We start from the raw sequence: 13,490 nt of genomic DNA, 5'->3' as shown, positions 1-13,490 counted from the left end.
CCCCTGCACCACCCCCCCTGCACCACCCATCCCCGAAGGAGTGACCCATGCAGCACCGCTTCATCAAGACCGGTCTCGCGACCGTCGCCGCTGTCGTCCTGACGCTCGGCGTCGCCGCGTGCAGCTCCGGCGCCCCGGCAGATTCCGCATCGGCCGGGAGCGCGATCTCCGCCGACCGCTGCGCGAAGAACAAGGCAGCCGGAACGATCAACTACCTCTCCGGATACCAGTTCCAGTCGTCGGCGTCGATCCTCGAATACATCGCCGCGAGCAAGCTCGGCTACTTCTCCGACCTGTGCCTGGATGTGCAGCTCAAGCCGGGCAGCGGCGACACGGCCCAGAACACCAAGCTCCTCGCGAGCGGCCAGGCGACCGTGTCCGCCATCTCCCAGCAGGACCTCATCCAGGCCAGGGCGAGCGGCATCGACATCGAGGGCATCTCCTCCTATTCGAACGCTGGGCTCGACATCCTGATGACGAACCCCGGCATCACTGACCTCACGCAGCTCGACGGTCAGGTCGTCGGCCACAAGGGCTACGTGCCCGCCTCCGTCGAAGCGATGATGGTGAAGGCCGGCGTCGACTGGAACTCGCTGAAGCTGGTCAAGGAGGGCTACGACCCGTCGGTGCTTCCTCGCAAGCAGGACGGCCTCGCCGCCCTCACCGGATTCATCTCGAACGAGCCCAACCAGCTCAAAGCGGCCGGGGACAAGGTCACCGTCTGGCAGCCGGTGAAGTACGGCATCCCGAGCTCGCTCGGTGCGATGGCGGTGAACCCGGCGTTCGCCAAGGCGCATCCGACCGCCGTGCAGGACGTCCTCCGGGCCGCGCTGCACGCCTACGAGTACTGCACGGCCAATGACGCGAACATCGAGAAATGTGTCGGCTTCGCGGCCGACCTGTCCGGCGGAGCGACCTACGACAAGAAGCTCAACGCCACTATCTGGAAGACCGAGACCCAGGTCGTCGCTGACAACCCCACTACCGGCCAGCCGCTCGGAGGGATGGATGCGGAGAACATCACGAAGCTCGTCGACATGCTGCACCAGTTCGAGATCGTGCCCGCCGGCGTGACCGGGACGGAAGCAGCCGACTGGTTCGACGACTCGTACATCAAGGCCATCTACAAGGGCGACGCCCTCATCTGGCCCGCGCCGTAGCCCGGACAGCACCGACCCCGGGGCGGGGAAACGCCTCCCCGCCCCGGGTACCACCAGCCTCAGCATCAGCACGGAATCGCACCGAAAGGCCCGCAGAATGTCAGCGAAAGACTATGGAATCTTCCTCCCCATCGGGAACGGGGGGTGGATGCTCTCGACCACCGCCCCGCATCCGGAAGCCTCATACGCCTGGAACAAGCGAGCCGCGCTGCACGCCGAGAACATCGGACTCGACTTCATCATGTCGATGGCCAAATGGCGCGGATTCGGTGGCACCACCGACCACTGGGGCCGCTCTCTCGAATCCATGACGATGATGTCGGCGCTCGCCGAAGCGACCGATCGCGTCAAGATCTGGGCGACGATGCACGCCAACGTGCACAACCCCGCCGTCGCGGCGAAGATGTACGCCACCCTGCAGGACGTCTCCGGCGGTCGCGCAGGCATGAACATCGTGAACGGCGCGTACGCGGGCGAGTTCGAGCAGTTTGGCATCTGGGAGGAGACGCTCAGTCACGCCGACCGGTACGCGATGACGGAGCTGTGGACCGAAGCGGTCACCCGGCTCTGGAGCGAGGACTCCGTGACCATGCACACCCCCTACTTCGACCTGGTCGACTGCGAATCGCGGCCGCACCCCTCGTCGCAGCCCACCATCATCAGCGCGGGGAAATCGGAGGCCGCGCGGGCGTTCCAGGCCCGCTTCGCCGACGGTGCGTTCCTCGCGGGCGACAGCCTGGAGGAGATGACGGAGCTCTCCGCCGACGTTCACGCCCGCGCAGCCGCCAACGGCCGCACCTGCAAGACGTACTCGATGCTCACCGTCGTGCAGGACGAGACGGATGCGCTCGCCGACAAGAAGGTGAAGGAGTGGGGAGCAGGGGTCGACCGCGAAGCGCTGGCCAACATGCGCGCATCCTGGGGCGTGCCGGAGGACCAGGCGCGGGCCTGGGCATCCGGGGCTGTCGGTGAGGCCGCGTTCCAGACGGCGTACGTCGCCGGGTCCGCTCAGACCGTGACGGAGCACATCCAGTACATCGTCGGCGAGGCGGACCTCGACGGGCTGATGCTGATCTTCCCCGAATACGACCAGGACATGGTGCTGTTCGGCGAGACCGTTCTCCCCGCTCTGCGCGCGCACGACGAGGCGGGCACCCGATGAGCGCCCTCCGTGAAGCCCAGTTCGGCCGGCTCACCGCCCCCGGTAGCAAGCCGGCCCTGGTGGTCGTCGACGTGCAGCGCGACTTCGGCGACCCGGCTGCGCTCGGGGCGTACGGCCTGACCGACGAGGTCGTCGCCGGTCTCGACGCCACCGTCTCCCGCATCGCGGCGCTGGTCGACAGCGCCAGGGAGCTCGGCGTGCCGGTGGTCTGGGTGGAGCTCGGCAGCGATCCGGCCCGGCCGTGGAAGTCCAGCAACTGGTTGCGCGACGGCGACTACGACGCACCGATGGGCGAAACCGAGCCATGCATCGTCGGGACAGCCGGCGCCGAGTGGTACCGGATGGAGCCCGCCGCCGACGAGCTCCGGGTGGTCAAGCGCGGATACAGCGGCTTCCTCGGCACGGACCTCGACGAACGGCTGAGGGCGAACGACTACGGCTGGCTCACCATCGTCGGGCTCACCAGCGAGTGCTGCGTCGACGCAACGGCACAGGATGCGATGCAGCTCGACTGGCCCGTGGTGGTGCCGAGGGACGCGACAGCGGCGTACGACCTGGCGGTCCACGAGGCCGCGCTCGTGCAACTGGAACTCAACGTCGCCGTGATCTCGGACGTGGACGAGGTCGTCGGCCTCTGGAAGAAGGCGACATCGTGAGCGGAATGCACATCGCGTACGACCTCTCCTTCACCCACACCGAGGGCCGCTGGACGCAACCGGGGTCGTGGGTCGGCCAGCAGTTCCCCGACGTGCGCATGTACATGGAGGTGGCCCGCACCGCAGAGCGCGCGGGGGTCGACATGCTCTTCTTCGGCGACGGTTCTGGAATCCCCAGCACGTGGCGAGGCAGCATCGACCCTGCCGTGGAGTGGGGCATCCAGTGGCCGCGCCAGGACATGTCGCCGATCATCGCCGCCATGTCGACGGTGACGGAGAACATCGGGTTCGGGCTCACGTACTCGTCGACGTTCATGCACCCGTTCTACGTCGCCCGCCTGCTCAACTCGCTCGATCACGTGACCGGCGGCCGGATCGCGTTCAACGTCGTGGCGTCGAGCCGCGGCGCGGATGCGGCCAACTACGGATACGCGCAGCTGATCGACCACGACCTGCGCTACGAGCGCATGGAGGAGTTCATCGGCGTCTGCCGTGCCCTGTGGGACTCGGTGGCCCCGGATGCGATCATCCGCGACAGGGCGACGGGCCGGTTCGCCGACCCGTCGAAGGTGCGGGCGATCGACCACGACGGGCAGTTCTTCACCGTCAAGGGACCGCTGGCCTCCGTGCCGAGCCCGCAGGTCCATCCGGTGATCGTGCAGGCGGGCAACTCCCCGCGGGGGATCGCCGGCTCCGCGTCGTTCGCCGACCTGATCTTCGGCTTCGGCGGCAACCTCGCCGGGCAGCAGCGCCATCGCCGGATGCTCGACGAAGCCCTCGTGGCCGAAGGGCGCGACCCCGCGCACATCGGCATCCTCTGGGCGACCCAGGTGATCGTCGGCCGCACCGCGCAGGAGGCGCAGACGCGCCGCGACGCCGTCGTGGACTTCTGGACGGACGAGGCGGTCGGCACCATGCTGTCGCACAACGCCGGCTACGACTTCTCTACGCTGCCGGCATCGTTCCGGCTCGGCGAGCTGCGGGACGAGATCGTCGCCGCCAACGCCAGCCCGGCCGGATTCGTCGGGGCACTGGTCGCGGAGTTCGGCGACGAGCACACGATGTCGAGGACGGAGTTCTTCGAGCACGGCTGGGAGGCGGCGACCGGCCTCGACCACACGATCGTCGGCGACGCGGCGACGGTGGCGGACGCGCTCGAGGAGAACTTCGCTCTGACCGGGTCGCGCGGCGGATACATGCTGTCGAGCCCTCTCTCCATGCCGTCCGGTCTCGCCGAGCTGAGCGAGTCCCTGGTGCCGGAGCTGCGGCGCCGGGGCGCACTCGCCCCGCGTTATCCGGGTGCGACGCTGCGCGAGAACCTGGCGGTGTGACGTGAACGGCGTCGTGCGACAGGGGACACGCGACTGGCTCGCGCTCGGCAGCCTGTGCCTCGGGTTCTTCATGCTGCTCCTCGACAGCACGATCACGTCGGTGGCCCTACCGGCGATGATGACCGGGCTGGGCGCGACGCAGACCCTCGCGATCTGGGTCAACAGCGGATACCTCATCGCATACGCAGTGCCGCTGCTGATCGCGGGCAGGCTGGGCGACCGGTTCGGGCACCGGCGCGTGTATCTCGTGGGGCTCGCTGCGTTCACGGTCGGATCCCTGCTGTGCGCTGTCGCGCCGACGGTCGGCTGGCTCATCGGCTGGCGCGTCGCACAGGGTGTCGGGGCGGCGCTGATGACCCCGCAGTGCCTCACGATCATCCGGTCGCTGTTCACCGCGCCGCGACTCGCGGTCGCGCTCGGGATCTGGGGAGCGGTCGGCGGGGCGGCGACCGTCGCCGGTCCCCTCGTCGGCGGGCTGCTGGTCGGGACCGCCGGGTGGCCGGCGATCTTCGCGGTCAACATTCCGATCGGGGTGATCACGGCGGTCGCGGTGCTGCTCTGGGTGCCCGTCTCCGAGCGCCGGTCGGCGCGCATCCCGCTGTGGGCGATGGTCGGCAACGCGCTGGGCCTCTTCGCGCTGGTGCTCGGGATCCAGGGTACGGTCGCGTCGTCGCCGTCCGTGGCGGGCGTTCCGCGCTGGGCGCTTGCCGTGTCTGGTGCTCTGGTGGTCGCTGCGGTCATCTGGCTGCAGCGGCGAGCGGCCGACCGCGCGCTCCTTCCCCTCTCGCTGTTCCGCAGCCGGGGGTTCGTCACCGCGTCGTGGGGAGCGGCGGCTGCCGCGTTCTGCGTCGGCTCGGCGCCCATCCCGCTCATGCTCGCCCTGCAGGACGACCGAGGGCTGGCTGTGCTGACCGCGTCGCTCGTGCTGGTGCCGATGGGGGTCGTCTGCCTCGTCGCCGCACCGATCTCGGCCGCGATGAACAACTCGGTCGGGCCGCGGGTGGTCGCGATCATCGGAGCCGTGGCGCTCGTCGTCTCGATCGGCGGCACGGCTGCTCTCATCGCGGTGGCGGCTCCGCTCTGGACGATCTCGGTGGCGTTCGCGCTGTTCGGGATCGCCAACTCGTTCATCTGGTCGCCGTTCTCGATCGCGACGGTGACCTCGGTCGACCGGTCGTCGGTCGGAGCGGCCTCCGGCACCTTCAACTCGCTGAAACAGCTCGGCGCCGTCCTCGGCAGCGCGGTCACCGCTGTGGTGCTCGCAGCCGCGGGCAACGCCGTCGCGCTCGGCGTGCTCGCCGTCGTGGGGGTGCTGAGCGTCGTGGCAGCGTCGCTGCTCCGGCTCACGCCGCCGAAGCCCGAGGTGAGCGGCCTCCTCGTGGGCGTCGTGGTGCCCGGTGAGGGCGCTGGGCACGGACTCGGTTACCCGACGGCGAACCTGGCGGTCGAGCATCCGGTCGCCGCGCCGGCTGACGGGGTCTACTTCGGTGGGTTCCGTGCGGATTCGTGGCCGGCCCCACTGCCTGCGCTCGTCTCGATCGGGACGAACGACACCTTCCCCGGTCGCGCGCACACGATCGAAGTGCACGTCCTCGACTTCGACGGCGACCTGTACGGACTGCGCGCGGAGGTGAGCACCGACCGACTGATCCGCGCCCAGCGGACGTTCGCGAACGCCGACGAGCTGATCGACGCGATGCGCGAGGACGAGCGCGGCGCCCGGTCGCTGCTCGTCGAAAGCCGGCACGGAGAGACAGAAATCCAGCACCGAGTAGAACGGACGAAGGTCTGATGGTCACAGCAGCAGTCATCGTTGGCAACCCGAAACCCCATTCCCGCACCCGCGACGCCGCCGAGCGTCTCGCCGCAGCCCTCGGGGCCACGTCGACGACCGTGGAGGTGTCCGAATTGGGGGCCGGCCTGCTCGGGTTCGGCGACCCGCTGGTCGCCGACGCGGTGGCGCACGTGCAGCGCGCAGACATCGTCATCGCCGCTTCGCCCACGTTCAAAGGCACGTACACCGGCCTGCTCAAGCTCTTCCTCGACCAGTTCGCGACGGGGACCGGCCTGGCCGGTCAGGTCGCGGTGCCGGTGATGCTCGGCGCCGGCCCCGCTCACGCGCTCGCGCCTGAGCTCAGCCTCAAGCCGGTGCTCGTGGAGCTCGGGGCGATCTGCCCGGCCCAGGGCCTCTACCAACTCGATTCGCGCTACGCGGACGAGGGCTCGCTCGACACGTGGGTCGCCGCGTGGGCACCCGCCATCCTCGGTTTCGTTCGAGAGAAGTGATCGCCATGACCATGATGTACGACTTCACCACCGACCCGGAAGAGATGCGCGCGGCCTTCTCCGGCTTCCCCTCCGGGGTCGCCGCCCTCGCCGCGTCGATCGACGGGGAGGCGGTGGTGATGATCGCGTCGTCCTTCTCGGTCGGAGTGTCCTACGAACCGCCGATGGTGTCGTTCGCAGCGCAGCGCAGCTCGACCACCTGGCCGCAACTCGCGGCGGCGCCGGTGATCGGAGTGTCCATCCTCGGAGAGGGTCACGCCGAGAAGACCAGCCAGCTCGCCTCTCGCGACAAGAGGAACAGGCTCCTCGGCGTGCGCAAGGCGGAGGTCGGCTCCGGCGCGATCTTCCTGGAAGGCTCGCCCACCTGGCTCGAGTGCGTGGTGGAGCACAGCTATCCGGCGGGCGACCACGACATCATCGTGCTCCGCGTCCTCGCCATGATGAGCGACGAGCTCCCGACGCCGATCGTGTGGCACCAGCGTCGGGTGAAGATCCTGCAGGGGTAGGTCCGGTCGAGAGCCGTCCGCCCACGCGCGTGCGCAGTCAGGGCTCGGCTCCCGTGCACGATTTGTTCAAGAGGCGCAGCCCCGCCCGCTTCTATGGTCGAGCCATGTCCGATCTCGGAGTGCTCGGTGCCACGCTCGACGGGGAGCTGCTGACCCCGGGCGTCGCCGGATACGACGACGTGCGGCGGCCGCGCAACGTCGCCTTCGCCGATGTGCGGCCCCGCGCGATCGTGCTGTGCCGCTCCGAACGGGATGCGGTCGCCGCTGTCCGGTACGCCGCGCGCTCGGGTCTTCGCCTGGCCCCGCGCGGCGGAGGACATTGCTTCGCCGGGCGGTCGAGCACGGATGGCATGGTGCTCGACCTCTCCGCACTGTCGGGGATCGACGTACGGAGCGACGGGACGGCGTCGATCGGCGCCGGCGCCCGTCTCGGGCAGGTGTACCGGGCGCTCTCCGCGCACGGTCGCACGCTTCCCGGCGGCTGCGGCGCCGGTGTCGGGATCGCCGGTCTCACCCTCGGCGGCGGGATCGGGTTGCTGGGCCGCTCGGCCGGGCTCACCTCCGACCGGCTGGTCGGCGCGCGCGTCGTGCTCGCCGACGGCGCGGTGGTCGACTGCGACGCCGAACGCGAACCCGACCTGTTCTGGGCGCTGCGCGGCGCGGGAGGAGGGCAGTTCGGGGTGGTGACCTCGTTCCGGTTCGCCACCATCGCCGAACCCGACACCGTGCGGGTGGATGCACGCCTGCACGTCCTCGATCTCGATGCGGCCGCCGGGCTGATCGGGGCGTGGCAGCGGTGGGCTCCCGGTGCTCCGGATGCACTCACCGTCTGCCTCACGGTCGAGGGCGCATCCGGTGGGTCGGGTGTTCTGGTGCGCGTGTCCGGCGCATCCACTCTCCCGGTGGCGCACACCCGCGAGCTGCTGGAGGCGTTCGCCGCGACGGCGCCGGTGCCGATCGAGCTGCGGCTGAGCGGGCCGATGCCGTTCTCGGCTCTCAAAGACACGCTCGCCGACGACGCGCGCTCAGCGGACGGACAGCCGCTGCGCATCCGGTCGGAGTTCTTCGACGGGGAGCTGGGCGAGGGGACGCTCGTCCGGCTCGTCACGGCGCTCACCGCCACCGCCACAGCCACCAGCACCGCGGAGCGGGGAAGCGGCACGCGCAGGCTGACCTTCACCCCGATGGGCGGCGGATACGACCGTGTCGCCGAGCACGAGACGGCCTTCGCGCACCGCGGCCAGCGCTTCCTCCTCGAGCACGCCGCCGCGCCGGGAGACGACTGGGTCGACGTGTCGTGGACGACAGCGCATCCGGAGGCGTCCGGCCGGGTCTACCCGAACTTCCCGGATGCCGCCCTGACCGATCCCGTCGCGGCGTACCACGCGGGCAACGCCGCGCGTCTCGCGGAGGTGAAGCGGCACTACGACCCGCACGGCTTCTTCCGCTTCCCGCAAGCGATCGATCCGGGCACCACGAAACACGACACGAAAGAGGTTCGATCATGAGCAAAGTCATCTGCGGCCTGTCCGTCTCCGTCGACGGGTACATCACCGGGCGCGATCCCGGTCCCGGCCGCGGGCTCGGAGACGGCGGAGCGCTCTTCGACTGGTACGGCAGCGGCGAGGTGCAGAGCAGGGTGTTCGACGGGTTCCGGCTGACAGAGCCGAGCGCTCGCGTCTTCGACGAGCTCGCCTCCCGGGTGGGCGCAACCCTCGCCGGTCACACCACGTACACGGATTCCAACGACTTCGCGGGAGGGGCACCGCACCCCACCGCCCCGCTCGTGGTGCTCAGCCATTCGGCGTTCCCGCCGGAGAACGAGCGTCAGACCATCGTGAGCACCGGGATCGTGGATGCGGTCGCTGCGGCCAAACGCGCGGCCGGCGGTAAGGACGTCGGCCTGATGGGCGGGGTGCTCGTGACCGAGGCCCTCGCGGCGGGGCTGGTGGACGAGGTGATTCTGCACCAGGTGCCCATCCTGCTCGGGGCGGGCCGTCGCTTCTTCCACGAACTGCCCGGCCACATCCGGCTGCGCATCCTGGAGGTCGTGTCCGCGCCGGACGTCACCCACCTGCACTTCGAGGTCGAGCGATGATCCTGGTCACCGGAGGGCTCGGGATGATCGGGGCGCACACCGCCGCCGCTCTCGCCGACAGCGGGGAGGAGGTGGTGGTGACCGCGCACCGCTCCACGCGCATCCCGTCGTTCCTCGCTGGGCGCGTGCAGGTGGAGACGATCGACGTCAGAGACAGGGACGCGGTTCTGGCTCTGGGGGAGCGGTACGACATCCGGGACATCGTGCACCTCGCCGGGAGCATCCCGGACGGCGACCCTCTCGCATTCTTCCGGCACGACATGGCCGGGCTGCTCACCATGCTGGAGGCGGCGCAGGCGTGGTCGGTGCGCCGGTTCGCGGTCGCGAGCAGCATCGGGGTCTACACCGGGCGCCCGGAGATCCCGTGGGACGAGGAACTGGCGCTCCCGCTCGCGGACCTGCCGCACGCGATCGTCGCGTTCAAGAAGGCGGTCGAGCCGCTCACCCTGTTCGCCTTCGCCGGGACCGGTGTTCAGCCCGTGCTGCTGCGCATCGGCGGCACCTGGGGGCCGCTGATGGATCCGGAGTCGCCGTTCAACATCATCCCGCCATACGTGGGAGCGCTCCGCAGGGGAGAGCAACCGCCTCCGCTGTACGCCGACGACGGCGGCGACTGGGGATACGCGCCGGACAGCGGAAGGGCGATCGCGCTGCTGGTGACCGCCGCCACGCTCGGGCACACGGCGTACAACGTGTCGAGCGGCACGCGCTACACCAACCGGCAACTGGCCGAAGCGCTCGCTGCCGCGCTGCCGGGCACCAGGGTCGACCTGCTGGACGGGCGTTCCTCCGACGCGGGCGACGATCCGTACCTCGACATCCGGCGGCTCACGGCCGCCACCGGGTTCGCGCCGCGGTTCGACCTGCGGGCGGCGGTGGCCGATTACGTGGCCTGGCGCGCGGGCAACGACCGTTAGTATTCGCGGGTGGGGAGGTGCCACGGATGACGGAGTCGTACATCGAGCGGCGGCCATCGCCTGCGCTCGCGCACGTGATCCGAACCGTGTGGGTGCACCGCACCGGCGACGCTCCGTACGTGCAGCGGCACCTGCCGACCGGGGGTGTCGAGCTGCACATCCCGATCGGTGGCGCGCCGACCATGATCGGGCCGCTCACAGCGCACAGCATCGAGTGCATCCCGCCGCACACGACCATCGTGGGGGTGCGGTTCTTCCCCGGTGCCCCGCCGCCGCTGCCCGTGGTGCTGGACGAGCTGGTGGACACGCGGATCGTTCTGCGCGACGCCTGGGGCGGCCTGGCCGACCGGCTCTCCGACCGGATGGCGGAGGCGGGGGATGTGCGCCGAGCGGTCGCCGTGCTCGAAGAGACGCTCCTCCACGAGTTCAGGAGGGCGGAGCGCGGCGGCGACCGCCAGGTGCGGGAGGCGGTGGCGGTGCTGATGCCCTGGCATCCCGTCGGGATCGGGGACGTCGCCGAACACGTCGCGCTCTCCGAGAGCCAGCTGCGCCGCCGCTCCCTGCAGGTGGTGGGCCTCAGCCCGAAGGTGCTGCAGCGAACGCTGCGGTTCCAGGGCTTCCTCGCGCTGGCGCAGGCCGGGATCGCCCCGAGCGGCAGGCGCGGAGACGACGGCATCGCGGGGCTCGCGGTCGACGCCGGATACGCCGACCAGGCCCACCTCAACCGCGAGTGCCTGCGGCTGACCGGTCTGACGCCGCGGCAGCTGCTGCACGGGGACGTGGAGCGGTGCGCGTGCGGGCACGATCACGCGGCGTCGTATCTGCCGTTCCTCGCGACCCGCACGGCGCGTCCGCTCACACCACCGGGCTGAGCTCCGCCAACCGGCCGTCGGTCATCTCCAGCACGCGGTCGCAGTAGTCGAGGACGTCGCGGTCGTGGGTGACCATGACGACGGCGACTCCGGATGCGTGGGCTCGCTCGGCCAGGAGGCTCACCACCTCGTGGCTGCGCGCGCGGTCGAGCGCAGCCGTCGGCTCGTCGACGAGGAGGAGCGACGGGTTGTTCACCAGGGCGCGGGCGATGCCGACGCGCTGGCGCTCTCCGCCGGAGAGCTGCCCGGGGCGGTTGCCGGCGCGGTGGCTCATGCCGACCGCGTCGAGGAGGGCTGCGGGGTCCGCGTCGCGGTTGCCCGCCAGACGGGCGGTCAGTCGCAGCTGGTCGGAGGCCGTCAGAGCGGGCAGGAGGTTGCCGGACTGGAAGACGAAGCCGATCGTCGACAGGCGGAAGCGTGCCGCCGCGCCTTTGCTGAGCGCGGTGATGTCCGTGCCGTGGATGCGCACCGTTCCGCTGTCCGGCCGGCCGAGCGCTCCCGCGATCGCGAGAAGGGACGACTTGCCGGAGCCGGATGGACCGACGACGGCGACGAACTCGCCGGGCTGGACGGTGAGCGAGACGTCGTCGAGGGCGGTGACGCGGGCGTCTCCGTCGCCGAGTTCGAGGCGTGCTCCGACGATCTCGAGTGCTGGGGTGGTGGTGTTTCCGGTCATCGTTGTCCTCCGAGAGCGGTGATGGGGTCGACTCGGGAGATGCGGAGGACGGCGATCCCGGCTCCGATGATCCCGAGGACGATGGTGAGAAGGGAGGCGATGGCGATCGGGCCGGCCTCCAGGTCGAACGGCATGGCGTCCGGCATGAGCGCGCCCATCCCGACACCCGCTGCGACGCCGAGGGCGGTGAAGCCGACGAGCAGGATCGTTCCCTGGGCGAGGCTGTCACGCAGGAGGTAGCCGGTGGATGCGCCGACCGCCCGCAGCACGGCGATCTCGTGGGTGCGCTGGATGGTCCACACCGTGAAGAACGCTCCGACCACGAGGGCGCAGATGGCGTAGAGGAACACCTGGATCATGGTCAGCGTCATCGTCTCGGCCTCGTAGCCGGGGGAGGCGTTGAATGCGGCGGTGCGTGTCATCGTCATGGTGCCCGCCGTCTTGTCGATCGCGGCGAAGTCGGGGGTGACGCCGTCTTTCGCCTTGATGGCGACGACGCTCGAGTAGTCGTATGCGACCTGGTCGATCGCGGCCTGGGTCGGCGCACCGGCCGGGGCCGTGTTCGAGGCGATCAGCTGCCAGGTGCCGATGGGGAGGTACGCGACGTCCACGTGGCCGAAGGTCGCCTGGCCTTCGGTGAAGCCGACGACGGTCAACTCCACGTTCGAGCGATCCAGCTTCACCGTGCTGCCGAGCTTCAGCCCGGCGTCCTTCGCGGTCTCGGACACGACGATTCCCGCCGGGCCGGAGAGCCGGGTTCCGCTGGAGACGGCGGGGTCGAGGAAGCCGCCAGGCTCGACGCCGAACAGAGTGAGGTCCACCTGCTTGTCTGAGTCTGTAACGCCGTTGACGATGCTGACGCCCATCGGCTCCGCCTCAGCGACGCCGTCGGCATCCTGCCAGGAGTTCAGCTGCTTCTTGTCGACGAGCGACCGGCTGAACGCGTTGTCGGTGATGGTGCCTTTATCGAAACCGAACGCGGTGGCCGGCATCGATTTCAGGCCGGAGACACCGTCGTTGACGAGGCCGGAGGAGAGGCCGGAGAGCAGCACCACGAGCACGGCGATCAGTGCGATCACGATGCCCATCAGGGTGAAGCGGCCTCGAGCGAACCGCAGTTCGCGCACAGCGAGGAACATGACACATCCTTGGAGAGGGCGAGGGGTACCGACAGTGTGTCGGTAAAAATACCGACAGCCTGTCACTAAACCACGCTGAACTCAAATCGGCGCGTCTGCGGGCAGTCCTTTCGCGAGGAGGCCGGCGATCATGGCGGTCGCAGCATCCGGGTCGACGCCGTGGGTGACGAGCTGCACGCCGGCGTTCAGGAGGCCCTGGATGAGGGTCGCGTGCGCATCCGGGTCGGGCACACCCGTCTCGCGGAGAAGGGTGTTGATGGGTCGCAGCAGCGTGGTGTGCAGAGCCATGATGTCGTCGTACTTGGTTGGCGAGATGTCCGCCTGCTGCAGGATGGACGCGATGGAGTGCTTGCCGTCCGCGGTCATGCGCATGGTCGCCTCGACGTATGCGCGCATCCGGTCGGATTCCGGCACTCCGGCCAGCGCGTCGTCGATCTCCTCTGCCCAGCGATCGAATGCCGCGATGGCGACGGCGGCCAGGATGTCGTCGCGGGAGCCGAAGTACTCGTAGAAGCTCGACCGCGCGAGTCCGGCGCGTTCGGCGATCGACCGCGGGGTGACCCCGGCGAGTCCGGCCTCGACGAGGAGGTGTTCTGTCGCCGTCAGGAGGGCTGCGCGCTGCGCGACGCGATGCTCGGCGACGGTGGGGGCGGAGATCTTCGGCATCCGCTCATTATGCCTCCGTTG

At 69.9% G+C, this 13,490-nt stretch carries 14 protein-coding genes; 11 read left to right on the top strand and 3 right to left on the bottom strand.

Annotation, left to right across the window (positions count from 1 at the left end; genetic code table 11):
- Positions 1-47: 47 nt before the first annotated feature.
- The 11 genes from B7438_RS12545 to B7438_RS12495 all read left to right on the top strand — a co-directional run bounded on the left by B7438_RS12545 (position 48) and on the right by B7438_RS12495 (position 10,988).
- Complete coding sequence (locus tag B7438_RS12545; protein WP_085369934.1) at positions 48-1,160, top strand: ABC transporter substrate-binding protein; 1,113 nt, start codon at positions 48-50, stop codon at positions 1,158-1,160.
- Between the two features lie 97 nt (positions 1,161-1,257).
- Positions 1,258-2,322, top strand: coding sequence for an LLM class flavin-dependent oxidoreductase (locus B7438_RS12540; protein WP_085369933.1), 1,065 nt, complete (start codon positions 1,258-1,260; stop codon positions 2,320-2,322).
- The gene (locus B7438_RS12535) at positions 2,319-2,978 is read left to right on the top strand and encodes a cysteine hydrolase family protein (protein ID WP_085369932.1); all 660 of its coding nucleotides are present in this window, start codon (positions 2,319-2,321) and stop codon (positions 2,976-2,978) included. Before B7438_RS12540 ends, B7438_RS12535 begins: the two co-directional genes overlap by 4 nt.
- A gap of 5 nt (positions 2,979-2,983) precedes the next feature.
- Complete coding sequence (locus tag B7438_RS12530) at positions 2,984-4,309, top strand: NtaA/DmoA family FMN-dependent monooxygenase (RefSeq protein WP_256922016.1); 1,326 nt, start codon at positions 2,984-2,986, stop codon at positions 4,307-4,309.
- Position 4,310: 1 nt separating this feature from the next.
- Complete coding sequence (locus B7438_RS12525) at positions 4,311-6,101, top strand: MDR family MFS transporter (protein ID WP_256922012.1); 1,791 nt, start codon at positions 4,311-4,313, stop codon at positions 6,099-6,101.
- On the top strand, positions 6,101-6,595 hold the full coding sequence (locus B7438_RS12520; RefSeq protein WP_085369930.1) for an NADPH-dependent FMN reductase: 495 nt from the start codon (positions 6,101-6,103) through the stop codon (positions 6,593-6,595). The genes B7438_RS12525 and B7438_RS12520 overlap by 1 nt, the downstream gene beginning before the upstream one ends.
- 5 nt (positions 6,596-6,600) lie before the next feature.
- A complete protein-coding gene (locus tag B7438_RS12515; protein WP_256922011.1) occupies positions 6,601-7,101 on the top strand; it encodes a flavin reductase family protein in 501 nt (166 codons plus the stop codon).
- Positions 7,102-7,205: 104 nt separating this feature from the next.
- On the top strand, positions 7,206-8,609 hold the full coding sequence (locus tag B7438_RS12510) for an FAD-binding oxidoreductase (protein ID WP_085369929.1): 1,404 nt from the start codon (positions 7,206-7,208) through the stop codon (positions 8,607-8,609).
- A complete protein-coding gene (locus B7438_RS12505; RefSeq protein ID WP_085369928.1) occupies positions 8,606-9,199 on the top strand; it encodes a dihydrofolate reductase family protein in 594 nt (197 codons plus the stop codon). Before B7438_RS12510 ends, B7438_RS12505 begins: the two co-directional genes overlap by 4 nt.
- Positions 9,196-10,116: an NAD(P)-dependent oxidoreductase gene (locus tag B7438_RS12500; RefSeq protein ID WP_085369927.1), complete on the top strand. Its 921-nt coding sequence runs from the start codon at positions 9,196-9,198 to the stop codon at positions 10,114-10,116. The genes B7438_RS12505 and B7438_RS12500 overlap by 4 nt, the downstream gene beginning before the upstream one ends.
- 26 nt (positions 10,117-10,142) lie before the next feature.
- The gene (locus B7438_RS12495; RefSeq protein WP_085369926.1) at positions 10,143-10,988 is read left to right on the top strand and encodes a DUF6597 domain-containing transcriptional factor; all 846 of its coding nucleotides are present in this window, start codon (positions 10,143-10,145) and stop codon (positions 10,986-10,988) included.
- Here B7438_RS12495 and B7438_RS12490 read toward each other — a convergent pair.
- From B7438_RS12490 to B7438_RS12480, 3 genes are all read right to left on the bottom strand, one after another.
- Complete coding sequence (locus B7438_RS12490; RefSeq protein ID WP_085369925.1) at positions 10,972-11,664, bottom strand: ABC transporter ATP-binding protein; 693 nt, start codon at positions 11,662-11,664, stop codon at positions 10,972-10,974. The two genes, B7438_RS12495 and B7438_RS12490, sit on opposite strands and share 17 nt — an antisense overlap.
- Positions 11,661-12,803 carry an ABC transporter permease gene (locus tag B7438_RS12485; RefSeq protein WP_085369924.1) on the bottom strand — a complete coding sequence of 381 codons (1,143 nt, stop codon included), beginning with the start codon at positions 12,801-12,803 and terminating at the stop codon, positions 11,661-11,663. The genes B7438_RS12490 and B7438_RS12485 overlap by 4 nt, the downstream gene beginning before the upstream one ends.
- 81 nt (positions 12,804-12,884) lie before the next feature.
- Positions 12,885-13,469, bottom strand: coding sequence for a TetR/AcrR family transcriptional regulator (locus tag B7438_RS12480; protein ID WP_085369923.1), 585 nt, complete (start codon positions 13,467-13,469; stop codon positions 12,885-12,887).
- Positions 13,470-13,490: the final 21 nt, after the last annotated feature.

It is taken from the genome of Leifsonia sp. NCR5 (genome assembly GCF_002105485.1).
Taxonomy (GTDB): domain Bacteria; phylum Actinomycetota; class Actinomycetes; order Actinomycetales; family Microbacteriaceae; genus Leifsonia.
The sequence above is the reverse complement of the archived record's forward strand: the minus strand, read 5'-3'. Positions and strand labels throughout refer to the sequence as shown.

Excerpts from the sequence above, each read along its gene's own strand:
- B7438_RS12540 (WP_085369933.1), top strand. The coding sequence starts at position 1,258 with ATGTCAGCGAAAGACTATGGAATCTTCCTCCCCATCGGGAACGGGGGG.
- B7438_RS12510 (WP_085369929.1), top strand. The coding sequence starts at position 7,206 with ATGTCCGATCTCGGAGTGCTCGGTGCCACGCTCGACGGGGAGCTGCTG.
- B7438_RS12505 (WP_085369928.1), top strand. The coding sequence starts at position 8,606 with ATGAGCAAAGTCATCTGCGGCCTGTCCGTCTCCGTCGACGGGTACATC.
- B7438_RS12515 (WP_256922011.1), top strand. The coding sequence starts at position 6,601 with ATGACCATGATGTACGACTTCACCACCGACCCGGAAGAGATGCGCGCG.
- B7438_RS12490 (WP_085369925.1), bottom strand. The coding sequence starts at position 11,664 with ATGACCGGAAACACCACCACCCCAGCACTCGAGATCGTCGGAGCACGC.
- B7438_RS12530 (WP_256922016.1), top strand. The coding sequence starts at position 2,984 with ATGCACATCGCGTACGACCTCTCCTTCACCCACACCGAGGGCCGCTGG.
- B7438_RS12545 (WP_085369934.1), top strand. The coding sequence starts at position 48 with ATGCAGCACCGCTTCATCAAGACCGGTCTCGCGACCGTCGCCGCTGTC.
- B7438_RS12500 (WP_085369927.1), top strand. The coding sequence starts at position 9,196 with ATGATCCTGGTCACCGGAGGGCTCGGGATGATCGGGGCGCACACCGCC.
- B7438_RS12485 (WP_085369924.1), bottom strand. The coding sequence starts at position 12,803 with ATGTTCCTCGCTGTGCGCGAACTGCGGTTCGCTCGAGGCCGCTTCACC.
- B7438_RS12520 (WP_085369930.1), top strand. The coding sequence starts at position 6,101 with ATGGTCACAGCAGCAGTCATCGTTGGCAACCCGAAACCCCATTCCCGC.
- B7438_RS12480 (WP_085369923.1), bottom strand. The coding sequence starts at position 13,469 with ATGCCGAAGATCTCCGCCCCCACCGTCGCCGAGCATCGCGTCGCGCAG.
- B7438_RS12535 (WP_085369932.1), top strand. The coding sequence starts at position 2,319 with ATGAGCGCCCTCCGTGAAGCCCAGTTCGGCCGGCTCACCGCCCCCGGT.
- B7438_RS12495 (WP_085369926.1), top strand. The coding sequence starts at position 10,143 with ATGACGGAGTCGTACATCGAGCGGCGGCCATCGCCTGCGCTCGCGCAC.